This is a genomic window from Ruegeria sp. AE4, assembly GCF_056542185.1.
The window spans coordinates 172,552-193,419 of sequence record NZ_JBQFZK010000003.1 but is presented as its reverse complement, the minus strand read 5'-3'; the positions used below and the strand labels follow the sequence as shown (position 1 = coordinate 193,419).

The 20,868-nt window shown below is 59.1% G+C and carries 19 protein-coding genes; 9 read left to right on the top strand and 10 right to left on the bottom strand.

Annotated features, from left to right (window positions below):
- Window positions 1–12 precede the first annotated feature (12 nt).
- A complete protein-coding gene (locus ACR0EK_RS07550) occupies window positions 13–945 on the top strand; it encodes a 2-hydroxyacid dehydrogenase (RefSeq protein WP_480913599.1) in 933 nt (310 codons plus the stop codon).
- 2 nt (window positions 946–947) lie between these two features.
- Here the strand turns inward: ACR0EK_RS07550 and ACR0EK_RS07545 are convergent, their stop codons facing one another.
- From ACR0EK_RS07545 to ACR0EK_RS07520, 6 genes are all read right to left on the bottom strand, one after another.
- Entirely contained in the window at window positions 948–2,963 is a 2,016-nt protein-coding gene (locus ACR0EK_RS07545; RefSeq protein WP_480899284.1) for a M3 family metallopeptidase, read from the bottom strand.
- 75 nt (window positions 2,964–3,038) lie between these two features.
- A complete protein-coding gene (locus ACR0EK_RS07540; RefSeq protein WP_480967716.1) occupies window positions 3,039–4,088 on the bottom strand; it encodes a HesA/MoeB/ThiF family protein in 1,050 nt (349 codons plus the stop codon).
- Complete coding sequence (dut, locus tag ACR0EK_RS07535) at window positions 4,088–4,543, bottom strand: dUTP diphosphatase (protein WP_480486699.1); 456 nt, start codon at window positions 4,541–4,543, stop codon at window positions 4,088–4,090. The genes ACR0EK_RS07540 and dut overlap by 1 nt, the downstream gene beginning before the upstream one ends.
- A 15-nt stretch (window positions 4,544–4,558) precedes the next feature.
- Window positions 4,559–5,755 carry a bifunctional phosphopantothenoylcysteine decarboxylase/phosphopantothenate--cysteine ligase CoaBC gene (gene coaBC, locus ACR0EK_RS07530; protein WP_480506767.1) on the bottom strand — a complete coding sequence of 399 codons (1,197 nt, stop codon included), beginning with the start codon at window positions 5,753–5,755 and terminating at the stop codon, window positions 4,559–4,561.
- A 63-nt stretch (window positions 5,756–5,818) separates the two neighbouring features.
- Window positions 5,819–6,643: a ChaN family lipoprotein gene (locus ACR0EK_RS07525; protein ID WP_480506766.1), complete on the bottom strand. Its 825-nt coding sequence runs from the start codon at window positions 6,641–6,643 to the stop codon at window positions 5,819–5,821.
- Entirely contained in the window at window positions 6,640–7,518 is an 879-nt protein-coding gene (locus ACR0EK_RS07520; RefSeq protein ID WP_480506765.1) for an RNA polymerase factor sigma-32, read from the bottom strand. Before ACR0EK_RS07520 ends, ACR0EK_RS07525 begins: the two co-directional genes overlap by 4 nt.
- Before the next feature lie 100 nt (window positions 7,519–7,618).
- Here ACR0EK_RS07520 and cobU point away from each other — a divergent pair, with 100 nt between their 5' ends.
- Genes cobU through ACR0EK_RS07500 form a run of 4 tightly spaced genes read left to right on the top strand, consistent with a single transcriptional unit; the run spans window position 7,619 to window position 11,219 of the window.
- The gene (cobU, locus tag ACR0EK_RS07515) at window positions 7,619–8,140 is read left to right on the top strand and encodes a bifunctional adenosylcobinamide kinase/adenosylcobinamide-phosphate guanylyltransferase (RefSeq protein WP_480967715.1); all 522 of its coding nucleotides are present in this window, start codon (window positions 7,619–7,621) and stop codon (window positions 8,138–8,140) included.
- Window positions 8,137–8,715: a histidine phosphatase family protein gene (locus ACR0EK_RS07510; RefSeq protein ID WP_480967714.1), complete on the top strand. Its 579-nt coding sequence runs from the start codon at window positions 8,137–8,139 to the stop codon at window positions 8,713–8,715. Before cobU ends, ACR0EK_RS07510 begins: the two co-directional genes overlap by 4 nt.
- 58 nt (window positions 8,716–8,773) lie before the next feature.
- Window positions 8,774–9,658, top strand: a complete 885-nt coding sequence (locus ACR0EK_RS07505; RefSeq protein WP_480506762.1) for a glutathione S-transferase — start codon at window positions 8,774–8,776, stop codon at window positions 9,656–9,658.
- A 46-nt stretch (window positions 9,659–9,704) separates the two neighbouring features.
- Window positions 9,705–11,219: a YifB family Mg chelatase-like AAA ATPase gene (locus ACR0EK_RS07500; RefSeq protein WP_480967713.1), complete on the top strand. Its 1,515-nt coding sequence runs from the start codon at window positions 9,705–9,707 to the stop codon at window positions 11,217–11,219.
- Here ACR0EK_RS07500 and gshB read toward each other — a convergent pair.
- The 3 genes from gshB to rsmI all read right to left on the bottom strand — a co-directional run bounded on the left by gshB (window position 11,216) and on the right by rsmI (window position 13,440).
- The gene (gene gshB, locus ACR0EK_RS07495; protein WP_267365486.1) at window positions 11,216–12,148 is read right to left on the bottom strand and encodes a glutathione synthase; all 933 of its coding nucleotides are present in this window, start codon (window positions 12,146–12,148) and stop codon (window positions 11,216–11,218) included. The two genes, ACR0EK_RS07500 and gshB, sit on opposite strands and share 4 nt — an antisense overlap.
- Before the next feature lie 61 nt (window positions 12,149–12,209).
- Window positions 12,210–12,581, bottom strand: a complete 372-nt coding sequence (locus tag ACR0EK_RS07490) for a YraN family protein (protein ID WP_480899274.1) — start codon at window positions 12,579–12,581, stop codon at window positions 12,210–12,212.
- 1 nt (window position 12,582) lies between these two features.
- The gene (gene rsmI, locus ACR0EK_RS07485) at window positions 12,583–13,440 is read right to left on the bottom strand and encodes a 16S rRNA (cytidine(1402)-2'-O)-methyltransferase (RefSeq protein WP_480773310.1); all 858 of its coding nucleotides are present in this window, start codon (window positions 13,438–13,440) and stop codon (window positions 12,583–12,585) included.
- Between the two features lie 88 nt (window positions 13,441–13,528).
- On the opposite strand from rsmI, the gene ACR0EK_RS07480 reads away from it, so the two are divergent.
- The 3 genes from ACR0EK_RS07480 to murJ are packed head-to-tail and all read left to right on the top strand — an operon-like array spanning window position 13,529 to window position 19,018.
- Window positions 13,529–14,701 carry a penicillin-binding protein activator gene (locus tag ACR0EK_RS07480; RefSeq protein WP_480899272.1) on the top strand — a complete coding sequence of 391 codons (1,173 nt, stop codon included), beginning with the start codon at window positions 13,529–13,531 and terminating at the stop codon, window positions 14,699–14,701.
- Window positions 14,661–17,480, top strand: coding sequence for a [protein-PII] uridylyltransferase (locus tag ACR0EK_RS07475; protein ID WP_480899270.1), 2,820 nt, complete (start codon window positions 14,661–14,663; stop codon window positions 17,478–17,480). The genes ACR0EK_RS07480 and ACR0EK_RS07475 overlap by 41 nt, the downstream gene beginning before the upstream one ends.
- The gene (gene murJ / locus ACR0EK_RS07470) at window positions 17,477–19,018 is read left to right on the top strand and encodes a murein biosynthesis integral membrane protein MurJ (protein ID WP_480967712.1); all 1,542 of its coding nucleotides are present in this window, start codon (window positions 17,477–17,479) and stop codon (window positions 19,016–19,018) included. Before ACR0EK_RS07475 ends, murJ begins: the two co-directional genes overlap by 4 nt.
- Here the strand turns inward: murJ and ACR0EK_RS07465 are convergent, their stop codons facing one another.
- The gene (locus ACR0EK_RS07465) at window positions 19,019–19,705 is read right to left on the bottom strand and encodes a rhomboid family intramembrane serine protease (RefSeq protein WP_480773313.1); all 687 of its coding nucleotides are present in this window, start codon (window positions 19,703–19,705) and stop codon (window positions 19,019–19,021) included. It abuts the gene before it with no gap.
- Between the two features lie 86 nt (window positions 19,706–19,791).
- Between ACR0EK_RS07465 and trpS the strand changes: the two genes are divergently transcribed.
- On the top strand, window positions 19,792–20,820 hold the full coding sequence (trpS, locus tag ACR0EK_RS07460) for a tryptophan--tRNA ligase (RefSeq protein ID WP_480773314.1): 1,029 nt from the start codon (window positions 19,792–19,794) through the stop codon (window positions 20,818–20,820).
- Window positions 20,821–20,868: the final 48 nt, after the last annotated feature.

The following is a 20,868-nucleotide window of genomic DNA, read 5'->3' as shown; positions in this document are numbered from 1 at the left end:
GAAAGGGCTCTGATGTCTGTGAACGTCCTGTTTTCCGCGCGGCCTGCCCTTTGGCCGGTGTATCAGCCGCTGCTGACACAATATCTTGATGAGGCGGGTCTGGACGTCCAGCTAGGAACCGAGTTCGAACCGGATCAGGTCGATTACGTTGTTTACGCCCCAAACGGAGGGGTACAGGATTTCAGACCTTTCACGCGCCTGAAAGCGGTGCTGAGCCTTTGGGCCGGTGTCGAAAAAATCGTGGGTAACGAAACACTGACCGTTCCGTTGGCGCGGATGGTGGATCACGGTCTGACGCAAGGCATGATCGAGTGGGTGGTTGGCCACGTGTTGCGCTACCATCTGGGGATGGACCGGCAAATCACGGTACAGGACGGTGTCTGGACCCCAGATATCCCGCCGCTGGCGCAAGAGCGCAACGTTTGTATTCTGGGGCTTGGAGCATTGGGCGAAGCCGTGGCCCGCGCGCTGACCGCGCTTGAGTTTCGGGTCTTAGGCTGGAGCCGTACAGCCAAGGACATCCCCGGTGTAACCTGCCTGCATGGTGCCGAAGGGCTGCGCCAGGCGCTTTCTCATGCCGAAATCGTAGTCTTGTTGCTGCCCGATACACCTGCCACTGAAAACGCGCTGAATGCGGAAACGATGGCCCTGCTTCCCAAAGGTGCGCGGATCATCAACCCGGGACGCGGGCCGCTGATTGATGATGATGCGCTATTGGATGCCCTGAACTCGGGCCAGGTGGGCCACGCAACGCTGGATGTGTTCCGTGTCGAGCCCTTGCCCGCCGATCACCCCTATTGGGCGCATCCGAATGTCACCGTGACCCCGCATATCGCGTCCGAGACCCGCCCGGTCACTGCCGCACAGGTCATTTGCGAAAACATCCGGCGCGGGGAATCCGGCGAGCCCTTTGTGCACCTGGTCGACCGCACGCTGGGCTACTGACGTCACGCCGCAATCAGACCGCGGCCTTTCAACAGGGCATCCACGCCCGGCAATCGTCCCCGGAACGCCAGATACAGATCCTCTGCCTCGCGCGAACCGCCGGTGGACAAGATATTGTCTTCCAGCGCTTTGGCCCGTTCAGGATCAAAGGCACCACCTGCTTCTTCGAAGGCGGCAAAGGCGTCAGCATCCATCACCTCGGACCACATATAGCTGTAGTAGCCCGAGCTATAGCCATCGCCTGCAAATACATGCGCAAAGTGGGGCGTGGCATGGCGCATTCCAATGGCTTGCGGCATCCCCAACCCGGCAAGAACCTCGGCCTGTTTTGCCATCGGGTCTGCCGGGGCGTCGCCATCGTGGAAGGCCAGATCAACAAGGGCCGAGGCGACATATTCAACCGTCTGGAACCCCTGGTCGAAATTGGCGGCATTCAGCACTTTTTCAAGCATCTCCTGCGGCATCGGTTCGCCCGTTTCGGCATGGGTGGCAAACTCGGCCAGAACTTCGGGCACTTCCAACCAGTGTTCATAAAGCTGGCTGGGCAGTTCGACAAAATCGCGCGCAACCGAAGTCCCCGAGATGCTTTCATAGGTCACGTTGGACAGCATCTGGTGCAAGGCGTGGCCAAACTCGTGGAACAGGGTGCGTGCATCGTCATAAGACAGCAGCGCCGGATCACCCTTGGCGAAGTTGCAGACATTGATGACAATCGGTGCCTGTTCTTTCGGGAATCTGGCCTGTGCCCGCATCGCGCTGCACCAGGCACCTGATCGCTTTGACCCCCGTGCAAAGTAGTCACCGATGAACACGGCGACATGCCGACCGTTGCGCGTAACCTCCCACGCGCGGCAATCAGGGTGATAAAGCGGCACGTTCAAAGGCTTGAATTCCAGCCCGAACAGGCGGTTTGCACAAGCAAACGATGCCTCGATCATCCGGTCCAGTTGCAGGTAGGGTTTCAGTTCCGCCTCATCCAGATCATGTTCCGCCTTGCGCCGCTTTTCAGCGTAATAGCGCCAGTCCCATGCTTCCAGCGGGCCGTTGACACCGTCTTCCTGCATCATCCGGGTCAGGAATTCCGCGTCCGCATCGGCACGGGCCTTGGCAGGTTCCCACACCTGCATCAACAACTCACGTACCCGGTCCGGAGTACGAGCCATTTCAGTTTCCAGCTTGTAATCGGCGAAGTTGTCATAGCCCAACAGCTTGGCGCGTTCCTCACGCAAACCCAGAATCTCAGCCGCGATGTCGCGATTGTCGGTCTCGCCACCATTCGCCCCGCGGGCAGCCCAGGCGCGATAGGCTTTTTCGCGCAGATCCCTGCGGGGTGAAAACTGAAGAAACGGCACGATCAGCGACCGGGAGAGGGTAACAACCGGCCCCAAGGCGCCCTTTTCCGCACCAGCAGCCCGTGCCGCATTCACAACGAAATCCGGCAGGCCCTGCAGATCTTGTTCGGTCAGATCCATGAACCAATCCCGCTCATCCGCCAGCAGGTTCTGGGTAAAGGACGTCCCCAACGAGGCGAGGCGCGACTTGATTTCTTGCATACGAGCGTCTTCGTCCCCGTCCAACGCCGCGCCTGCACGAACAAAACCCCGATGGGTCAGCATCAGAACGCGTGCCTGCTCCTCGGTCAGGTTCAGGTTTTCGCGCCGCGCCCAAAGGTTTGCAACGCGTTCAAACAGCGCCTTGTTCGAAGAAATTCCCGAGAAATGCGCCGACAGCTTGGGGGAAAACGTGCGCTGCAACTCTTCCCGCTTGGGGTTGCTGTCTGCGCCTGCAACAGTGAAGAAGACCGACAGAACCTTGTCCAGCTGCTCGCCCGCAGCCTCAAGGGCTTCGACCGTGTTAGCGAAAGTAGGGGCCTCTGCATTTGCTGCAATCGCGTCGATCTGCGCGTTATGCGCAGTCATCGCCTGATCCAAAGCCGGTGCAAAATCTTCGTCCGAAATATCGGCGAAAGGGGCTATTTCGAATGGGGTGGTCCAGTTGGACAGGATCGGGTTGGTCATGCGGATCTCCTTTGACCCAATAGCTAGTTCGCCATGGCCGGGTGTTCCAGAACCCCCAGCCCACGTTAAGAAAGGTTAATTGCTTGCGGCACCGCAAATGGGGCAATCGGCACGGCGGGTCAGCGTGATCTTGCGGCTTTCACCGTATAGGGCGTCGTAGATCAGCATCTCGCCCCGCAGCGCCATGCCAGCGCCCGTGATCACCTTTATCGCCTCAACCGCCATCATCGATCCAACAACACCCGGCAACGGGCCAATCACACCTGCCTCGGAACAGGACGGGGCCAGACCGGGGGCTGGGGCTTCGGGAAAGATACACTGGTAGCACGGGCTGCCATTGACTGGGTCAAACACGCTGAGCTGCCCTTCCCACTGCGACAAGGCCCCCGAAATCAGTGGCTTGCCCAGCGCGGCGGCAGTCCGGTTGGCCAGATAGCGGGTCTCAAAATTGTCCGTACCGTCAAGGATCAGATCGAAGTCGGCAAAAAGTTCTGCCGCGATTTCATCGCTCAATCTGCGATGAAAGGGCCGAACTACCACATTCGGGTTCTGCGCCTCCATCGCTTGCTGGGCGGAAAAGACCTTGGGCATATCAATATCTGCATCGCGGTGGATCACCTGCCGCTGCAGGTTCGCATTCTCGACTATGTCGTCGTCAATGACCCCGATTGTACCCACACCTGCGGCCGCCAGATATTGCAGCGCCGGGGCGCCCAAACCTCCCGCGCCGATCACCAGAACACGGGCTTGTTTCAACTTTTTCTGACCCGGCCCGCCCAATTCGCGCAGCACAATGTGACGGGCGTACCGGTTCAGTTCGGTTTCGGTGAAACGGTCAGAGGGCATGGTGGTTTCCGGTTTGGAGGCCTGCACCGCTCGGTTGCGCAGGGCCTTCAACACACGGCCATACAGCAAAACGATGGCCGCGAATCCCGCAAGGATCAGCCACAGTGCCGCGGACCCACCGGTTGCTTCGCGCAGGGGATGCCCATCCGGAAAGATCAGATGAGACAGGATCACCCCGACCAACAACACACTCACCGACACCACGCGCGCGGTTTTTGACGTGCCGGCGATATAGCCAACGCCCCATAGCCCCGCTGCCAGAACAAGAACCAGCAACATCAGCCGCGCCCGGTCGAGCCGAAACCGCCAGCCCCGCGATCTGTTTCACCCAATGCCTCAGCCAGTTCGAATGCCGCCTGCACGACAGGGGCAACTACCAGCTGCGCGATACGATCGCCATGGACAATCTCGAACGGTTCCTGACCGGCATTCATTACGATCACCCCCAGAGGTCCGCGATAGTCACTGTCGATAGTGCCCGGTGTATTGGGCAGCGTGATCCCGTATTTCAGTGCAAGGCCCGAGCGGGGACGAACCTGAACCTCGTATCCCTGCGGGATTTCAATGCGCAGACCGGTCGGAACAAGCGCCCGCTGTCCGGGCTCCAGCATGATCGAAGCCCCCTGGGGCAAGTTGGCCCGCACGTCCGCGCCAGCAGCACCCGCAGTTTCGTAAGACGGAAGTGCCACGGCGGGGTCTGCCCCGTCTTCGCGGATCACTCGAATTGCAACCATGGTTTTGCCTTTCCTTCAGCCCGCCAACGCGTCCGCGATCCTGCTTGCCAACCGCCGCGCAACCTCGGCCTTGCCCATACGCGGCCATTCCTCGGCTCCGCTGTCCGAAATCAGGATAACCGCATTCTCGGACCCGCCCATGATCCCGGTGGCAGGGCTGACATCGTTGGCAACAATCCAGTCACAGCCTTTGCGCAGCCGCTTGGCGGTAGCATGTTCGATCACGTCATCGGTCTCGGCCGCAAAGCCGACAACCAAAGGTGGGCGCCCATTTTCCATCCGCGAGACACGTTTGAGAATGTCGGGGTTCTCGGCAAACTCCAGAACCGGAAGCCCGTCTCGGCTTTTCTTCAGCTTCTTGTCCGACGCACTGGCCACGCGCCAATCTGCCACCGCAGCCGCAAACACGCCCGCATCGACGGGCAGCGCCGCATCAACCGCGTCCGACATCTGTTGCGCGGTCTCGACCGGCACGACCTGCACACCCGCCGGAGGCGGTACGTCTGCGGGGCCTGTGACAAAGATCACCTCGGCCCCCAAATCCGCAAGCGCCTGTGCCACGGCCGAGCCCTGCGCCCCGGAAGAGCGGTTCGCGATATACCGGACCGGATCAATCGGCTCATGCGTCGGGCCCGAAGTTACCAGCACGCGCTTTCCCACCAAGGGTCCTGCCGCAAGCTGCGCCTCAACCGCCGCGACGATTTCCAGCGGTTCCGACATGCGTCCCGGCCCATATTCACCGCAGGCCATATCACCTTCGTTTGGGCCAACAAAGCGCACGCCATCCGCTTGAAGCTGCTTCAGGTTGCGTCGCGTCGCCGGGTGTTCCCACATGCGTACATTCATCGCGGGCGCACACAGAACAGGCGTGTCTGTCGCCATCAGAAGGGTCGATGCCAGGTCATTTGCCAACCCCCCGGCCATCTTGCCCATCAGGTCCGCCGTTGCGGGGGCCACGACGATCAGATCGGCGGAGCGTGACAGCTGGATATGACCCATCTCGGCCTCAGCGGTCAGATCGAACAGGTCACCATAGACCTTTTCTGAGGCAAGGGCAGACACGGACAGAGGTGTTACAAATTCCTCTGCCGCACGCGTCAGCACAGGCGTTACGGCCGCGCCACGTTCACGCAGCCTGCGGATCAGGTCCAGCGATTTGTAGGCCGCGATGCCGCCGCCTATGATCAGCAGAATGCGTTTGGATGACAGCATGTTCAGCCCTTCCTGTCCCGGTCGGCCCCGACATTAGGCAAGCCCAGCAGGTTGTTCCAGCGATTAATTCTGAACCTGAAACGCCGCACAGGGGTCTTCACGCTCGACTGTGGGGCTGTCGATTACGATATCAAAGTCACCGTCGATAATGTCGTCTTCGGACTGTCCGACCGAGACCACCTTCCATCCGGGTTGAAGGCGTTCAAGAAATGTCGGGATACCTCGGTCTTTGCGCGCATGTCCGTTCCCAGTGATCACGGCAACCGGGCCGCCGGTTTCTTCCATCGCGCGTATCACCGCGCGCGCAAGAACCGCATCGCGCAAACGCTGGATCGCGACCATCTGGGGTAACATTTCGGGTGGGAGAGCATCGCAATGCGCGGCCATTTGATCCGCCTCACGCGCCTCCTGCTCCTCGGGCGTCAGCGGTACAGTCAAACCATAGCGCGCCGCGTCTGCACCCAGCGCCGTGGCGGCCCCGCGTTCCATCGCAGCCCGCGCGGCAGCACGCGGCACCATGGCCCCGTAAACCGGCGCGCCTGAGGCTTTGAACACCGGATAATACAGCCTGAGCGGTGGCCAACCACTTTCTGCCCATTGCAGAATACGGCTCAACTCTTCCGGGTTGGAGACGGCTTTTTGCGCCAGCCGTTGCGCGCCTTCTTCGGTGACCATCTCCCAGACGACGGCCGAGGGTGAGATTTCCTTTATCGCTTCGGCTTGAATGAAGTGGTGGCGGGGATTGTCATGAACCTCACCCAGAATTACCACATCTGCATCCCGCATCGCGAGAGCCACATCATCGGAAATAAGATCTTCCGCCAGTCCGGGTCGCGCCGCTGTGACCATAAGGCCCAGAACACACGCAAGAATCGCAAGCTGTTTCATGCGATGAAGTGTTGCACCTCGCTCGACTGGGCTTCAAGGTTCTTGCGCATTTTTGCGAACGCTGCGGCCTCAAGCTGTCGCACCCGCTCCTTGGACAGTCCCAACTCGACGCCGAGACTCTCCAGTGTCCGCGCAGGCTCGCGCAGTTTGCGTTCGCACACAATGAACCGCTCGCGGTCATTCAGTGCGTTCATCGCGATCAGCAACCACTGGCGCAATTGTTCGGTATCGTGGGTGTGCTCAACTGCTTCAGCGGCCTGTTCGCGTTCATCTTCCAGCGCATCGATCCATTCGCGCCCGTCTTCGTCGGCGGATTGCACCGCGTTCAGTGAAAAATCCGACCCTGACAGCCGACCTTCCATCAGTTCAACGTCGCGCAAAGGAACCCCGATTTCCGTGGCGATCATCTGATGCAGCTGGTGGCGGTCCAGTTCAAGCCCTTCGGTTGCGGCCTCGCGTTCCAGCCGGGCCTGAACCCGACGCATGTTAAAAAACAGCGATTTCTGCGCCGAGGTGGACCCCGTTCGCACCATGGACCAGTTCCGCATCACATAATCCTGAATGCTCGCCTTGATCCACCACACCGCATAAGTCGAAAACCGCACCCCGCGATCAGGGTCGAACTTGTCTGCGGCCTTCATCAAACCCAGACCGGCCTCCTGGATAAGGTCATTCATCGGCGCGCCATAGCGTTTGAACTTGGCCGCCATCGAAATTGCCAGCCGCATATACGCTGTGATCAGGCGGTGCAGCGCCTGTTCATCACGCTGGTCACGCCAGGCATAGGCCAGCCTCAGTTCCGTTTCAGCATCCAGCAACTCGGCCTTCATCGCTTGCCGGGACATCGAAAAATCTGTCGCGTTGTCCAGTGCCATAAACCTCTCCCCTGATTTGCAGGCGTTGGCCGGGCTTGCCATGCCGACCTATGACCGATACGCAAAACAGCACCAATTGGATCATCTTTAGGTAAGTACTGTGGCGTCAGATTTAACCTTAATTCTGGGTGGAGCTGCTTCGGGCAAGTCGGCATTTGCCGAGGACCTCGTTGTTTCCACAGGGAAAAATCGAGTTTATCTAGCGACATCACAAGTGTTTGATGACGAGATGCGGCAGAAGGTTGATCGCCATCTGGAACAGCGGGGCGGCGGTTGGACCACGATTGAAGAGCCCCTTGACCTGAGGCCGGTGCTGTCCAGCCTGTCCTCGGATCAGGTGTGTCTGGTCGATTGCGCCACCATGTGGCTCAGCAATCACTTGCTGGCCGAAACCGATCTGGGCGCAGTCCAAACTGACCTGCTAAAGGCCCTGCGCGCATGCCCCGCGCAGATTGTGATCGTGTCGAACGAAGTCGGGCACGGTATTGTTCCGGATAACGCGCTTGCCCGCCGCTTTCGCGAAGCGCAGGGTCGGCTGAACATCGCACTTGCGGCGCAGGCTGATCTGGTGGTGCAAGTGACCGCCGGGTTGCCGTTGGTCCTGAAAGGGCAGCTACCGTGACACGACTGCATCTTGTTCGCCACGGGCCCACGCATGCAAAGACGATGGTTGGTTGGTCCGATCTGCCTGCTGATCTAAGCGATACAGCGGCGCTGAAGCGCCTGCACGACCATTTGCCATCCGATGCACTTGTGATTTCGTCCGACCTGTCGCGCGCAATTGATACTGCTTCGGCCATTCAGGGCCAGCGTCACCGTCTGCCACATCACCCGGACCTGCGGGAAATCCATTTCGGTCAGTGGGAGCTTCGCGGGTTTGCCGATATTGAAGCCGAAGACCCCGAGCTGGCTTTTGCCTATTGGGACAACCCCGGTGATGTCCGCCCACCGCAAGGTGAAAGCTGGAATGAGGTCCGCGACCGGGTCGATTCCGCGATCGACGCGCTTATGTCCGCGCATACGGGCCGCAATCTGGTGATCGTCGCGCATTTCGGCGTGATCCTGACACAAGTGCAGCGCGCCCTTGGTCTGGACGGGCAGCAGACCTTTGCGCATCGGATCGACAACCTTTCGGTGACGGATATCGCTGTCAACGGCGGGGCGTGGACTGTCGGGTCGATCAATCACCTTCCGTGAACAGGTCCAACACAAATCACTGATTTACCGGTCCGCAAAGCTGAGGCATCGTCCGCGCATGACTTATGACCTTTATATCGGCGATCGCCTCTTCTCCAGCTGGTCAATGCGCGGCTGGTTGATGCTTGAGAAATTCAACCTGCCCTATCGCAGCCACATGATCGGCCTCTATTCCGGCACTATGGCGCAAGACATGGAACCGCTGGCCCCTGCCCGCCTTGTCCCTGCCCTGCGCATGCCGGATGGAACGGTTGTGGGGGAAAGCCTGGCGATGGCCGAAACACTGGCCGAACGCCACCCCGATGCCGGGTTGTGGCCTTCGGATGCCGCAGCCCGGGCAACGGCCCGCTGGCTATGCGCTGAAATGGTAGCCGGATTCAGCGCCCTGCGTGGAGAATGCGCCATGCAGCTGCGCAACGTGTGGCAAGGCTTTACGCCGTCTGAGGCGACTTTGTCAGACCTGGAGAGGATTGAAACACTCTGGGCACATGCGAGGAGCGTGTCAGGGGCAGACCAAGGCCCGTTATTTGGTGCCTATTCACTGGCAGACGTCTTCTACACACCCGTTGCTGCGCGGATTATAGGATATGGGCTGCCGGTGTCAGAGGCGAACCGGGCTTATTGCATGGAACTGCTCTCTGATCCCATCGTCAGACAGTGGCGCGCCATGGGATTGACCGTAGAGTATGACACCTTCCCATACGCGCAGGACTTGCCGTCCGGCCCTTGGCCAGTCGGGGGTGTTTCTGCTGCGAAGCCGGTTTCAGGTGGTCCGTCAATCAACGCCGCCTGCCCGTATTCCGGCAAGCCTGTCACCGATTTCCTGGAGCTTGACGGGCAATGCTGGGGGTTCTGCAACCCATTCTGCCGGAACAAAACTGTGGCCGACCCCGGAGCATGGCCCAAATTCGCGGCCATGCGCGCAGCCGTTAACGACTCTTAAACCAGAACCGTGGCAGCAACGTCCTGTTAACCAAAACAGGACTGCCATGGTCGCCCGCGCCCACACCGTTGCTTTTCAAGGGGTCGATGCCCGCCCGGTCGAGGTGCAATGCGCGGTCTCACCCGGACTGCCAGCCTTTTCCATCGTGGGCCTGCCCGACAAAGCCGTGTCCGAGGCGCGTGACCGCGTCCGCAGCGCGCTGAACGCGATGGCCATCGCGCTGCCGTCCAAGCGGATCACCATCAACCTGTCCCCTGCTGACCTTCCCAAAGAAGGCAGCCATTTCGACCTACCCATTGCGGTGGCGCTTTTGTCGGCGCTCGACATCATCCCTGCCGATGCCGCAGAAAGCACCGTTGCATTGGGAGAGTTGTCGCTCGACGGTTCTCTGGTTCCGGTTGTCGGTGCCTTGCCTGCCGCCATGACGGCAGCTTCAGAAGACCGCGCTTTGCTTTGTCCGCGCGCCTCCAGCGCCGAGGCGGCCTGGGTAGATGCCACTCAAGTGATCGGTGCCGGATCACTTGGAGAGGTCGTGCGCCATTTCTCGGGCCAATCCCCTTTGCCAGCGGCGCAAGCTGGCGAAGTGAACCTGACACCGTCCAACCGCGACCTGCGCGATGTGAAAGGGCAGGAGCGCGCCAAACGCGCCCTGGAAATCGCCGCCGCCGGGCGTCACCACTTGATCATGATCGGCACGCCAGGATCGGGCAAATCCATGCTGGCGGCGCGGCTTCCCGGAATTTTACCGCCGCTTACTGCCGTGGAAGCCCTGGAGACGTCGATGATCCAATCGCTATGTGGGTTACTGGATGAAGGCGGAATAAACCGCACTCGCCCGTTCCGCGAACCGCACCACACGGCCTCGATGGCGGCCATAGTTGGTGGTGGGAAAGGGGCCAAACCGGGCGAAATCTCATTGGCCCATAATGGTGTGCTGTTCATGGATGAATTCCCCGAATTTCCACGCACCGTTCTGGAAACCCTGCGGCAACCCATTGAAACCGGCGAAGTCATGGTGGCGCGCGCGAACGCCCATGTGAAATACCCCTGTCGTTTCATGCTGGTCGCCGCCGCCAACCCTTGCAAATGTGGCTATCTGACCGATCCGTCCCGTGCCTGTTCGCGGGCTCCGGGATGTGGCGAAGATTACCTGAACCGAATCTCGGGCCCGTTGATGGACAGGTTCGACCTGCGGATCGAAGTTCCGCCCGTGGGCTTTACCGACCTTGATCTGCCCCCTTCGGGCGACAGTTCGGCGACGGTTGCAGCACGTGTCGAAAGGGCGCGTGCCATTCAGGCAGACCGGTTTTGTGACACGCCGGAGTTACGACAAAACGCTGATGCAGAAGGCAAAATACTGGAAGAGATCGCCACGCCCGATGCCGAAGGAAAAGAGCTGCTGTTGAAAGCCGCTGATCGTTTCGGCCTGTCAGCCCGGGCTTTCCATAGAATCCTGAGGGTGGCGCGCTCCATCGCCGATCTGGACGGCGCGACCGATATCCGCCGCCCACACGTGGCTGAAGCGCTGAGTTTTCGGATCTCTGCCCGGGTTATGGCCTAAAGCTTAGCCTCGATGGCCTGCCAGATCTTTTCAGCAATATTAATGCCGTCAAACCGTTCCAGCTCCTGAATGCCGGTCGGTGAAGTCACGTTAATCTCGGTCAGATAGTCGCCAATAACGTCAATTCCGACAAAGACTTGACCCTTTTCCTTCAGCAAAGGCCCAATCGCCGCGCAGATCTCAAGATCGCGGTCAGACAAGCCGATCTTTTCCGGACGTCCGCCAACATGCATGTTCGACCGCGTTTCGCCTTTGGCGGGTACCCGGTTAATCGCACCAACCGCTTCTCCATCCACCAGGATCACCCGTTTGTCGCCATTGCTGACATCCGGCAGGAATTTCTGCACGATCAAAGGTTCGCGCGAGAATCCGGTGAACAGCTCATGCAAGGAAGTCAGGTTGCGGTCATTGGCGTCAAGCCGGAACACACCCGCGCCACCATTCCCGTAAAGTGGCTTGAGGATGATATCGCCGTGCTTTTCCTTGAACGCCTTGATCGTCTGCAAATCACGCGCAATCGTTGTTGGCGGGGTCAGGTCGGGGAAATCCAGCACCAACAGCTTTTCCGGGTAGTTGCGCACCCAGAACGGATCGTTGACGACCAGCGTCTGACCCTTGAGACGATCCAGCAAATGCGTGGACGTGATGTAGTGCATGTCAAAAGGCGGGTCCTGACGCAGCCAGACGACATCGAAATCGGCAAGATCCACCTCACGTTCAGGACCCAGAACCGCAGGATCTCCGGCAACCCTTTGCACAGTCATGTCGTGACCTCGCGCGGTGATGCGACCCTGCTGATAGGCCAAGTGATCCGGACCATAGAAAAACAAAGAATGCCCGCGCGCCTGTGCCTCTTCCGCCAGACGGAATGAGCTGTCGGCGTTGATATCCACGGCCCCGATCGGGTCCATTTGAAAGGCGATTTTCATGGCATGTCCCTCAGTTTCCCGCCAGATACATGGACCAGCACGCCTGTGGGTTCAATGGGGCTTAGCCAAAACCAAAGGCGTTTTCGATGATTTGAACCGCGCCAGAACCATCCACAAGCGCCGCGTCAAAGCGCACGTTTGTCAGCTGCCCGTCCGGCTCGTTTTTCAAGAACTGCGCGGCAGAGGCGTAAATCCGTTCGATCTGCCTGCGGCTGATCCGGGCAGCGGCCTTTTCAAAGCTGGTGCTTTTTTTAACTTCGATGAACACAAGCCCGTCGCCGTCGCGCACAATCAGATCGATCTCACCGCCAGCGCCCCGCCAGCGACGATGCGCTATGGCAAAGCCCCGACGCTCGTAATCTGCGGCGACCTGTGACTCTGCGGCCTGCCCGGCGTGGTAAGAGATCGAACCCTGTCGTTCACGCCGCCCCATGTCATCCCTTGCCCAATTTCAATGCTTTCTGATAAATCGGTCGGCGCGGCAGGTCGTACATTTCCGATACAAGATCCGCTGCATCCCGAACTGAGTGATTTTCCAAAGCTCGTTTCAAAGCTTCTTCTAGATCGGATTCGTTAACACTTTGCGAATGACCGCGGTCCACCAGCAGGACGATCTCACCCTTGACGGTCTTGTCCCGATACTCCTCTGCCAGTTCGGACAGGCTGCCGCGGCGGACCTCCTCAAACTTTTTCGTCAGCTCTCGACAAAGCGCGGCCTGCCGTTCAGGCCCCAGGCATTCAGCCAAGTCTGACAGACAGGCGGCAACGCGTTTCGGAGATTCGTAGAATACCAATGTGCCGGGGATGTCCTTCAACGCCTCGATACGGGTGCGGCGTGCTTTGGATGCGTTGGGAAGGAAGCCTGCAAAAAAGAAGGCGTCCGTGGGAAGCCCCGCCAACGTCAGGGCCGTTACAACGGCAGACGCGCCCGGGGCGCAGGTCACGGTATACCCGGCTTCGGCGGCCTGCTTGCCCAAATCATAGCCCGGATCGGCAATTAGCGGCATTCCTGCTTCGGACGCGTAGGCCACCGATTGCCCTTGCGCCAGCGCCTCCATGATCTTGCCGCGTGCGCCTGCGCCGCTGTGGTCGTGATAGGCTTGGATTCGCCGGCCTTCCAGCGGGATGCCATGTATTTCCATCAAGCGACGTAAACTGCGGGTGTCTTCTGCCGCAATCACATCGGCTGAGGCCAAAACATCCAAGGCCCTGAGCGTAATGTCGCGTGCTGTTCCAATCGGAGTGGCAACAAAATACAGGCCCGCAGCCAACTTGATCTTTTGGAAATTCAAAGCTGGACCCTCACAGCGTGACGTTTATTATCGCGGCTCAACAGAACAGAAGCATTCGCAGCCGCCGGATCAGGGAGTTTTCATTTAGATGTTTACCGTTTGCAAGCCCGTAAGCAAGCTGGCGAAAGTCGCCGCTGCCCTGACGACCGCAGCGTTTCTTGCTGCCTGTGAACCAGGTGGTCTTGGCGGAGGTCCCTCGATCAATACCGCGAAGCCGGTTCCTGTCGCCTTGCTGGTTCCCAGAGGATCTGCGCAATCTGGTGATGCAGCGCTGGCGCAAAGCCTTGAGAATGCTGCGCGGCTTGCGATGTCGGATTTGCCAAATGTCCAGATCGACTTACGCGTTTATGACACGGCCGGAAACCCGAACACGGCGACAGCCGTTGCACAGCAGGCTGTTGCGGACGGGGCAAAAATCATCATTGGTCCGGTATATGCCCAGGCAGCGAATGCTGCCGGATTGGCGGTGCTGAGCAAGAACGTCAACGTTCTTTCGTTTTCAAACAACGCCAGCATTGCAGGCGGCAACGTCTTTGTATTGGGCCCGACCTTTGACAACACGGCCAACCGGCTGGTGAATTATGCGGGCAGTCAAGGCAAGGTCAACACGGTGGTCGTGCACAGCAACGACGCCGCAGGACAACTGGGCCGGTCCGCAATCGCCAATGCCATAGCGAACAGCCGGGTCAACAATGCAGGGACCGTCGCATACGACCGGTCGCAACAGGGCGTCATCAATGCGGTTCCCACGATCAAGGCCACTGTCGATTCGACGGGCGCGGATTCGATCTTCCTGACGGCGACCACGGCGGGGGCATTGCCGCTGTTCTCGCAATTGCTGCCAGAGGCCGGTGTTTCTCCGGCAACCACGCAATTCATTGGCCTGACACGTTGGGATATCCCTCCGCAAACTCTGGAGCTTCCGGGGGTTCAGGGGGGGTGGTTTGCGCTGCCTGACCCGTCCAAGGCACAAGCCTACCGTCAGCGTTACAACGCAACCTACGGCGAAGCACCGCACCCGATCAGCGGTTTGGCCTATGACGGTATCGCCGCAATTGGCGCCTTGGTCAGCCAGGGCAAATCAGACGCCCTGACCGCTTCGGCCCTGACACAGAGCGCCGGTTTCCAGGGCGTTGGCGGCATCTTCCGTCTGCGCCCGGACGGCACCAACGAACGCGGTCTGGCGGTTGCCACGATCCAGAACAAACAGGTGGTTGTGATTGACCCTGCCCCACAAAGCTTCTCTGGTGCCGGTTTCTGATCTGACGGGCGCGATCAACGTGCCCGAAAGCGCGTTGATCTGCCCCGCCGGGGACATTTTCGACAGCACTGCCGTCAATGATGCGCTGGCTCAGGCCTTTGAGGTCTGCCCGGACAACACCAAAATGCGGTCCGAGACGGTGCGCATTCTGCGCGAGGCTCAAAAGGCCGGCCGCGCGGCCATTGCAGAGGCATTTGGCGAACGTCCTTTCGACGCGCGCGCACTCACGCGCTCATATACATACCTGACGGATCAACTGGTTGGGACGGCGATGCTGGTCTCAAGCGCACGCCTGCATCCGCTTGCAACGCCCACCCAAGGAGAAAAGATCGCCGTTCTGGCTGTTGGCGGTTACGGGCGCGGGGAAATGGCGCCGTTTTCCGACGTCGATCTGCTGTTCCTCACCCCCTACAAGATCACCGCATGGGCCGAGAGCGTCATCGAGTCGATGCTTTATGTCCTGTGGGATTTGCGGCTGAAGGTCGGGCATTCGTCACGCACGATCAAGGATTGTCTGCGGCTGGGTGCCGAGGATTTCACAATCCGCACAGCGATGTTGGAGCAACGCTATCTGGCCGGTGACAAGGCGCTGGCGGACGGGTTGGACCGACGGCTGAAAGACGAACTGTTCAAGGGAACCGAACGCGAGTTCATTGAAGCCAAATTGCACGAACGTGATGAACGCCACCACAAACAAGGCGAGCGTTACATGGTCGAACCCAACGTGAAAGAAGGCAAAGGCGGCTTGCGCGATTTGCAATCCCTCTACTGGATCGCGAAATATATCTATGGCGTTCAGGACGTGGCCGAACTGGTGCCTTTGGGCTTGTTCGCCCCCGAAGAGTTCAAAACCTTTGTTCAGGCCGAAGAATTCCTTTGGGCTGTGCGCTCGCACCTGCATCTTGTCACCGGTCGCGCGACCGAGCAGCTTACCTTTGACATGCAGGTCGAGGTCGCCGCACGCATGGGGTACGAGGACCGTGCCGGGCGTCGCGCAGTCGAAGTGTTCATGCAGCGGTATTTCCGCGAAGCCACCCGCGTGGGTGAGTTGACGCGCATCTTCCTGACCAAACTCGAATCGCTGCATATGAAAGGTGCGCCGCTGCTGGAACGCATTTTCCGCAGGCGTCGACGGGTCAAGGCAGGGTACAAGGTGGTTCACGGTCGTCTGGATCTGGTGGAACCTGAGAAATTTCTCTCCGACAAAGTGAACCTGCTGCGCCTGTTCGAAGAAGGTTTGCGGACAGGTATGCTGATCCATCCTGATGCCATGCGGCTGGTGAGCGCGAACCTGCATCTGATCGATGACGAAATGCGCGGCGACAAGGAAGCTCAGCGCATTTTCCTGGATCTGATGTTGAAACATGGCAACCCGGAACGCGCATTGCGACGGATGAACGAGTTGGGCGTGCTGTCCGCTTTCCTGCCCGAGTTCGAGCACATCGTGGCAATGATGCAGTTCAATATGTATCACAGCTATACGGTGGACGAGCATACGATCCAGTGCATCGTCAATCTTGCCCAGATCGAACGCGGAGAGCTGGTCGAATCTCTGCCTCTGGCCTCTTCGATTCTGAAAGGCGGGGTCAATCGCAAGGTGCTGTATGTCGCGCTTCTTTTGCACGACATTGCGAAAGGTCGCCCCGAAGACCACTCGATTCTCGGGGCGCAGATCGCGCGCAAGGTGGCGCCTCGGCTCGGCCTGAACAAATCGGATTCCGAAACCGTTGAATGGCTGGTGCGCTATCACTTGCTTATGTCCGATATGGCCCAAAAACGCGATATCTCCGACCCTCGGACGGTGCGCGATTTTGCCAAGGCCGTTCAGACAACCAAACGGCTGGATCTGCTGACGGTTCTGACGGTTTGCGACATTCGCGGCGTTGGCCCGACCACCTGGAACAACTGGAAAGCCACTCTGCTGCGCGCCCTGCATGCTGAAACAAAGCGTGCACTGGAAACCGGTATGGAAGATCTGAACCGGGCAAATCGGGGGGCCGAAGCCAAAACAGCGCTGCGCCGTGCTTTGGACAACTGGTCCAAAGCTGACCTCAAGGTCGAGACCGGGCGCCACTACGCCCCGTATTGGCAGGGCCTGAATCTTGCGACGCATATCGAATTTGCCGAGATGCTGCACGCGCTGGAACAAAGCGGCGATCCAGGCGCGATGGAAATTCGCCTGCAACCTGATGAAGACCGTGATGCGACGCGGGCCTGTTTCGCGATGGGCGATCACCCCGGTATTTTTGCCCGCATCGCCGGGGCACTGGCCTTGGTTGGCGCGAATGTCGTCGATGCCCGCAGCTATACCACCAAAGACGGCTATGTAACGGACGCGTTCTGGATACAGGACGCCGAGGGGCACCCGTTCGAGGCATCGCGCCTTCCTCGCTTGACGCAGATGATTCACAAGACCCTGCGCGGTGAAGTCGTCGCCAAGGAAGCGCTGAAGTCGCGTGACAAAATCAAAAAACGCGAACGCGCTTTCAACGTACCAACGCATATCACATTCGATAATGAGGGTTCTGAAATCTACACGATCATCGAGGTGGACACACGCGACCGCCCCGGCCTGCTGTTTGATCTGACCCGGACCCTGGCCGCGGCGAACGTGTATATCGCCAATGCCGTGATCGCGACCTATGGCGAACAGGTGGTCGATACGTTCTACGTCAAGGACATGTTTGGCTTGAAATATTACTCGGAAAGCAAGCAGCGCGGGCTTGAGGCCAAGTTGCGCACGGCAATCACCGAAGGCGCCGAGCGTGCGGCCTCATGAAGCAAATACGCTTGTTCTCGGGCCTGTTCACGGTCGGCTTCTGGACGCTCGCCAGCCGAATTCTGGGGTTTCTACGGGAAATACTGCTGACGGCCTATATCGGACCGGGCCCAGTGATGGATGCTTTTGTTGCAGCCTTTCGCCTGCCCAACATGTTCCGCCGCTTTTTCGCCGAGGGGGCATTTAACGCGGCCTTTGTGCCGATGTTTTCCAAACGACTGGAAGCAGACGAAAACCCTCAGGGTTTTGCGCAGGACGCATTCAATCTTCTGGCCGTGGCTGTTCTTGCGCTGGTCGGGCTGGCCATGGTTTTCATGCCCGGTCTGGTGTGGCTGACCGCCGAAGGGTTTTACGGCGATGAACGGTTCGATCTGGCGGTGGACTATGGATATGTTGTGTTTCCATACATCCTGTTCATGTCTCTGGCTGCCTTGTTTTCAGGCGTTCTGAACGCAACCGGACGGTTCGCGGCGGCGGCAGCCGCACCTGTTTTGCTGAATATTTTCGCCTGCACCGCCCTGATCGCCGGTGCCATGTCCGGCGGCGAGGTGATCCGGTGGCTGATCCCGGTCATTCCGGTCGCCGGTGTCGCGCAAATGGCGCTGGTCTGGATCGCAACCGAACGCGCCGACATCCACATCCGCCCCTGCATGCCGCGCCTGACGCCCGAAATGCGACGGATGGTACGTATCGCGGTCCCGGCCGCGCTGGCGATGGGGGTCACACAGGTCAATCTGGTTGTCGGGCAATTGGTTGCATCGAAAACCGAAAATGCCGTCAGCTGGCTTTTTGCCGCAGACAGGCTCTACCAGTTGCCTTTGGGTGTTGTAGGCATTGCTGTCGGCATAGTCTTGTTGCCGGACCTGTCCCGCCGTTTGCGTGCGGAGGACAAAGAGGGCGCACGCAATGCCTTTTCCCGGGCCGGTGAGTTCACACTGCTGCTAACGCTGCCTTCGACTGTGGCCTTCGTGGTTATGCCATACCCTCTCGTATCGGTGCTGTTCGAACGTGGTCAGTTCGGCCCCGAGGATACGGCCGCCACGGCCCTTGCGGTTGCCATCTACGGGGTCGGGCTTCCGGCCTTCATGTTGCAAAAATTGCTGCAACCGCTGTTCTTTGCGCGCGAGGATACACGTTCCCCGTTTCACTACGCGGTTGTTGCGATGATCGTGAACGCAGCTCTGGCGTTTGGTCTGTTTCCACTGGTGGGCTGGATCGCGCCAGCAATTGCCGCATCGACTGCGGGGTGGGCGATGGTGGTGCTACTGGCTTTCGGCGCACGACGTATGGGTGAAGAGGCGCGCTTTGATGTCCGGTTCAAAAAGCGCGCGGGCCGGATTGTCGCCGCTTCGCTTGGGATGGGCGCGATCTTATACGCAGCGCTCTACCTGTTCGGGTGGGCATTGGATGTTCCCGGCTGGCGCTATCTGGCACTGCTGGTCCTGATCATGGTCGCTGCCGTCTCATATTTCCTTTTGGGCCATATCTTCGGCGCTTTCAAACTGTCGGAGTTCAAACACGCCCTGCGCCGGTCCTGATCAATCCCGGCGAATGCGTCCTACGATCCGGGACCAAGCGCCCGGTGCAACAAGAAAAGACAAGCCAAAACCGGTGGCAAACCCACCCAGATCAGCAACCCATTCCCAGTTGCCACCAAAGATCAGGCCGAAAAGAAATTGTATGCCCATAAGGACGGCAATCAATTGAAATGCCCGTGCTTGGTTTGCACCTACAAGTGACAGTTTGCGCCACAACAACCACGTAAATGCGCCGATCAGACCGTACACAGGCGGGAACCCTCCGATCAGCGGATAGCGCGGGTCCAGTAACACGGCGTAGGCCAATGCGCCGCCAATGCCCGACACGACAAAAATCAGCAGCATTGGGAAACCGCCGAACACTTCGCCAACCATTTTGCCCATCGCCAGCACGAAAACACAGACGAAAATCGCCTGGGTGAAATTGGCGGATACAAAGGGGTAGGTCACGAAGCGGATGACATGTTCGAATGGCCAGCGCCCGTTCAGAACCATCCAGTCGAAAATATCCGCCGAGAACGCGTAATGCTGGATCGCATCCAGCCGCCAGCCCACCGCTGTTGGCCCTCCGACCAGCCCGCGTGATCCCAGCGTGAAGGCAATTTCTATCCCGATGATGAACAGAACCAACGCCACCACAGCAGGTGGCAGAGGGTTCACAGGCGGTGTGTAATGCTCACTGCTCATTGGGCTGGCCTTTCGCGGCTGTTGACGTCCCTTTGCCTCATGGGTAAGCGACGGGGGCTGATTTTTCCAGACAGGAGTTCCCTTTGATGACTGAGTCCCAATTCACGCCACGCGTGTTTTCCGGTGCGCAGCCTTCGGGCAATTTGCATCTCGGCAACTATCTCGGGGCGCTTCGGAACTGGGTGAGAATGCAGAGCGAGGAATTTGAGACTATCTATTGCATGGTCGATCTGCACGCGATCACCGTCTGGCAAGACCCAACCGAGTTGCAGCATGCAACGCGGGAGCTTTGTGCCGGTTACATCGCTTCCGGTCTAAACCCGGAAAAATCAATCTTGTTCAACCAAAGTCAGGTGCCGGAACACGCGCAACTGGCCTGGATATTCAACTGTGTCGCGCGCATGGGTTGGATGCAGCGCATGACCCAGTGGAAGGACAAGGCGGGCAAAAACCAGCAGAACGCTTCGCTTGGCCTGTTTGCCTACCCTGCTCTGATGGCAGCCGATATTCTGATCTATCACGCAACCCATGTGCCAGTTGGAGAAGACCAGAAACAGCATCTGGAGTTGACCCGCGACATCGCCATAAAATTCAACAACGATTTTGGCGTCGATTTCTTTCCCATCACCGAGCCGGTGATCGAAGGGTCAGCCACAAGGGTCATGAGCTTGCGGGATGGGTCCAAGAAGATGTCAAAGTCCGACCCCTCGGACATGAGCCGGATCAACCTGACCGATGATGCCGATGCGATCGCCAAGAAAATCCGCAAGGCCAAGACCGACCCTGACGCTTTGCCGTCGGATGTCGAAGGTCTGGAGGGCCGCCCGGAAGCGCGCAATCTGGTCAATATTTACGCAGCACTCAGCGACCAGAGCATCGACCAGGTTCTGGCCGAAATTGGGGGCAAGCAGTTCGGTGATTTCAAACCGATGTTGGCTGATCTGGCAGTCGCCAAGCTGGCCCCAATCTCGACTGAGATGTCGCGTCTTATGGGGGAACAGGCCGAGATTGACCGGATTCTGGCTCACGGAGCCGAGCGCGCGCGTCAGATCGCCGCTCCGATCCTGCAAAAGACCTATGAAATCGTCGGTATGGTCGGATCAGCATCACGCTGAATGCACTGGACCTTCGCCTGACGCCCTCCTAGGGTCTGCCTGAACCAC

What these genes read in the sequence shown, in the direction of transcription:
- ACR0EK_RS07550 (WP_480913599.1), top strand. Translation starts at nt 13, where the DNA reads ATGTCTGTGAACGTCCTGTTTTCCGCGCGGCCTGCCCTTTGGCCGGTG.
- ACR0EK_RS07545 (WP_480899284.1), bottom strand. Translation starts at nt 2,963, where the DNA reads ATGACCAACCCGATCCTGTCCAACTGGACCACCCCATTCGAAATAGCC.
- ACR0EK_RS07540 (WP_480967716.1), bottom strand. Translation starts at nt 4,088, where the DNA reads ATGTTGCTGGTTCTTGTTCTGGCAGCGGGGCTATGGGGCGTTGGCTAT.
- dut (WP_480486699.1), bottom strand. Translation starts at nt 4,543, where the DNA reads ATGGTTGCAATTCGAGTGATCCGCGAAGACGGGGCAGACCCCGCCGTG.
- coaBC (WP_480506767.1), bottom strand. Translation starts at nt 5,755, where the DNA reads ATGCTGTCATCCAAACGCATTCTGCTGATCATAGGCGGCGGCATCGCG.
- ACR0EK_RS07525 (WP_480506766.1), bottom strand. Translation starts at nt 6,643, where the DNA reads ATGAAACAGCTTGCGATTCTTGCGTGTGTTCTGGGCCTTATGGTCACA.
- ACR0EK_RS07520 (WP_480506765.1), bottom strand. Translation starts at nt 7,518, where the DNA reads ATGGCACTGGACAACGCGACAGATTTTTCGATGTCCCGGCAAGCGATG.
- ACR0EK_RS07505 (WP_480506762.1), top strand. Translation starts at nt 8,774, where the DNA reads ATGACTTATGACCTTTATATCGGCGATCGCCTCTTCTCCAGCTGGTCA.
- ACR0EK_RS07500 (WP_480967713.1), top strand. Translation starts at nt 9,705, where the DNA reads ATGGTCGCCCGCGCCCACACCGTTGCTTTTCAAGGGGTCGATGCCCGC.
- gshB (WP_267365486.1), bottom strand. Translation starts at nt 12,148, where the DNA reads ATGAAAATCGCCTTTCAAATGGACCCGATCGGGGCCGTGGATATCAAC.
- ACR0EK_RS07490 (WP_480899274.1), bottom strand. Translation starts at nt 12,581, where the DNA reads ATGGGGCGGCGTGAACGACAGGGTTCGATCTCTTACCACGCCGGGCAG.
- ACR0EK_RS07480 (WP_480899272.1), top strand. Translation starts at nt 13,529, where the DNA reads ATGTTTACCGTTTGCAAGCCCGTAAGCAAGCTGGCGAAAGTCGCCGCT.
- murJ (WP_480967712.1), top strand. Translation starts at nt 17,477, where the DNA reads ATGAAGCAAATACGCTTGTTCTCGGGCCTGTTCACGGTCGGCTTCTGG.
- ACR0EK_RS07465 (WP_480773313.1), bottom strand. Translation starts at nt 19,705, where the DNA reads ATGAGCAGTGAGCATTACACACCGCCTGTGAACCCTCTGCCACCTGCT.
- trpS (WP_480773314.1), top strand. Translation starts at nt 19,792, where the DNA reads ATGACTGAGTCCCAATTCACGCCACGCGTGTTTTCCGGTGCGCAGCCT.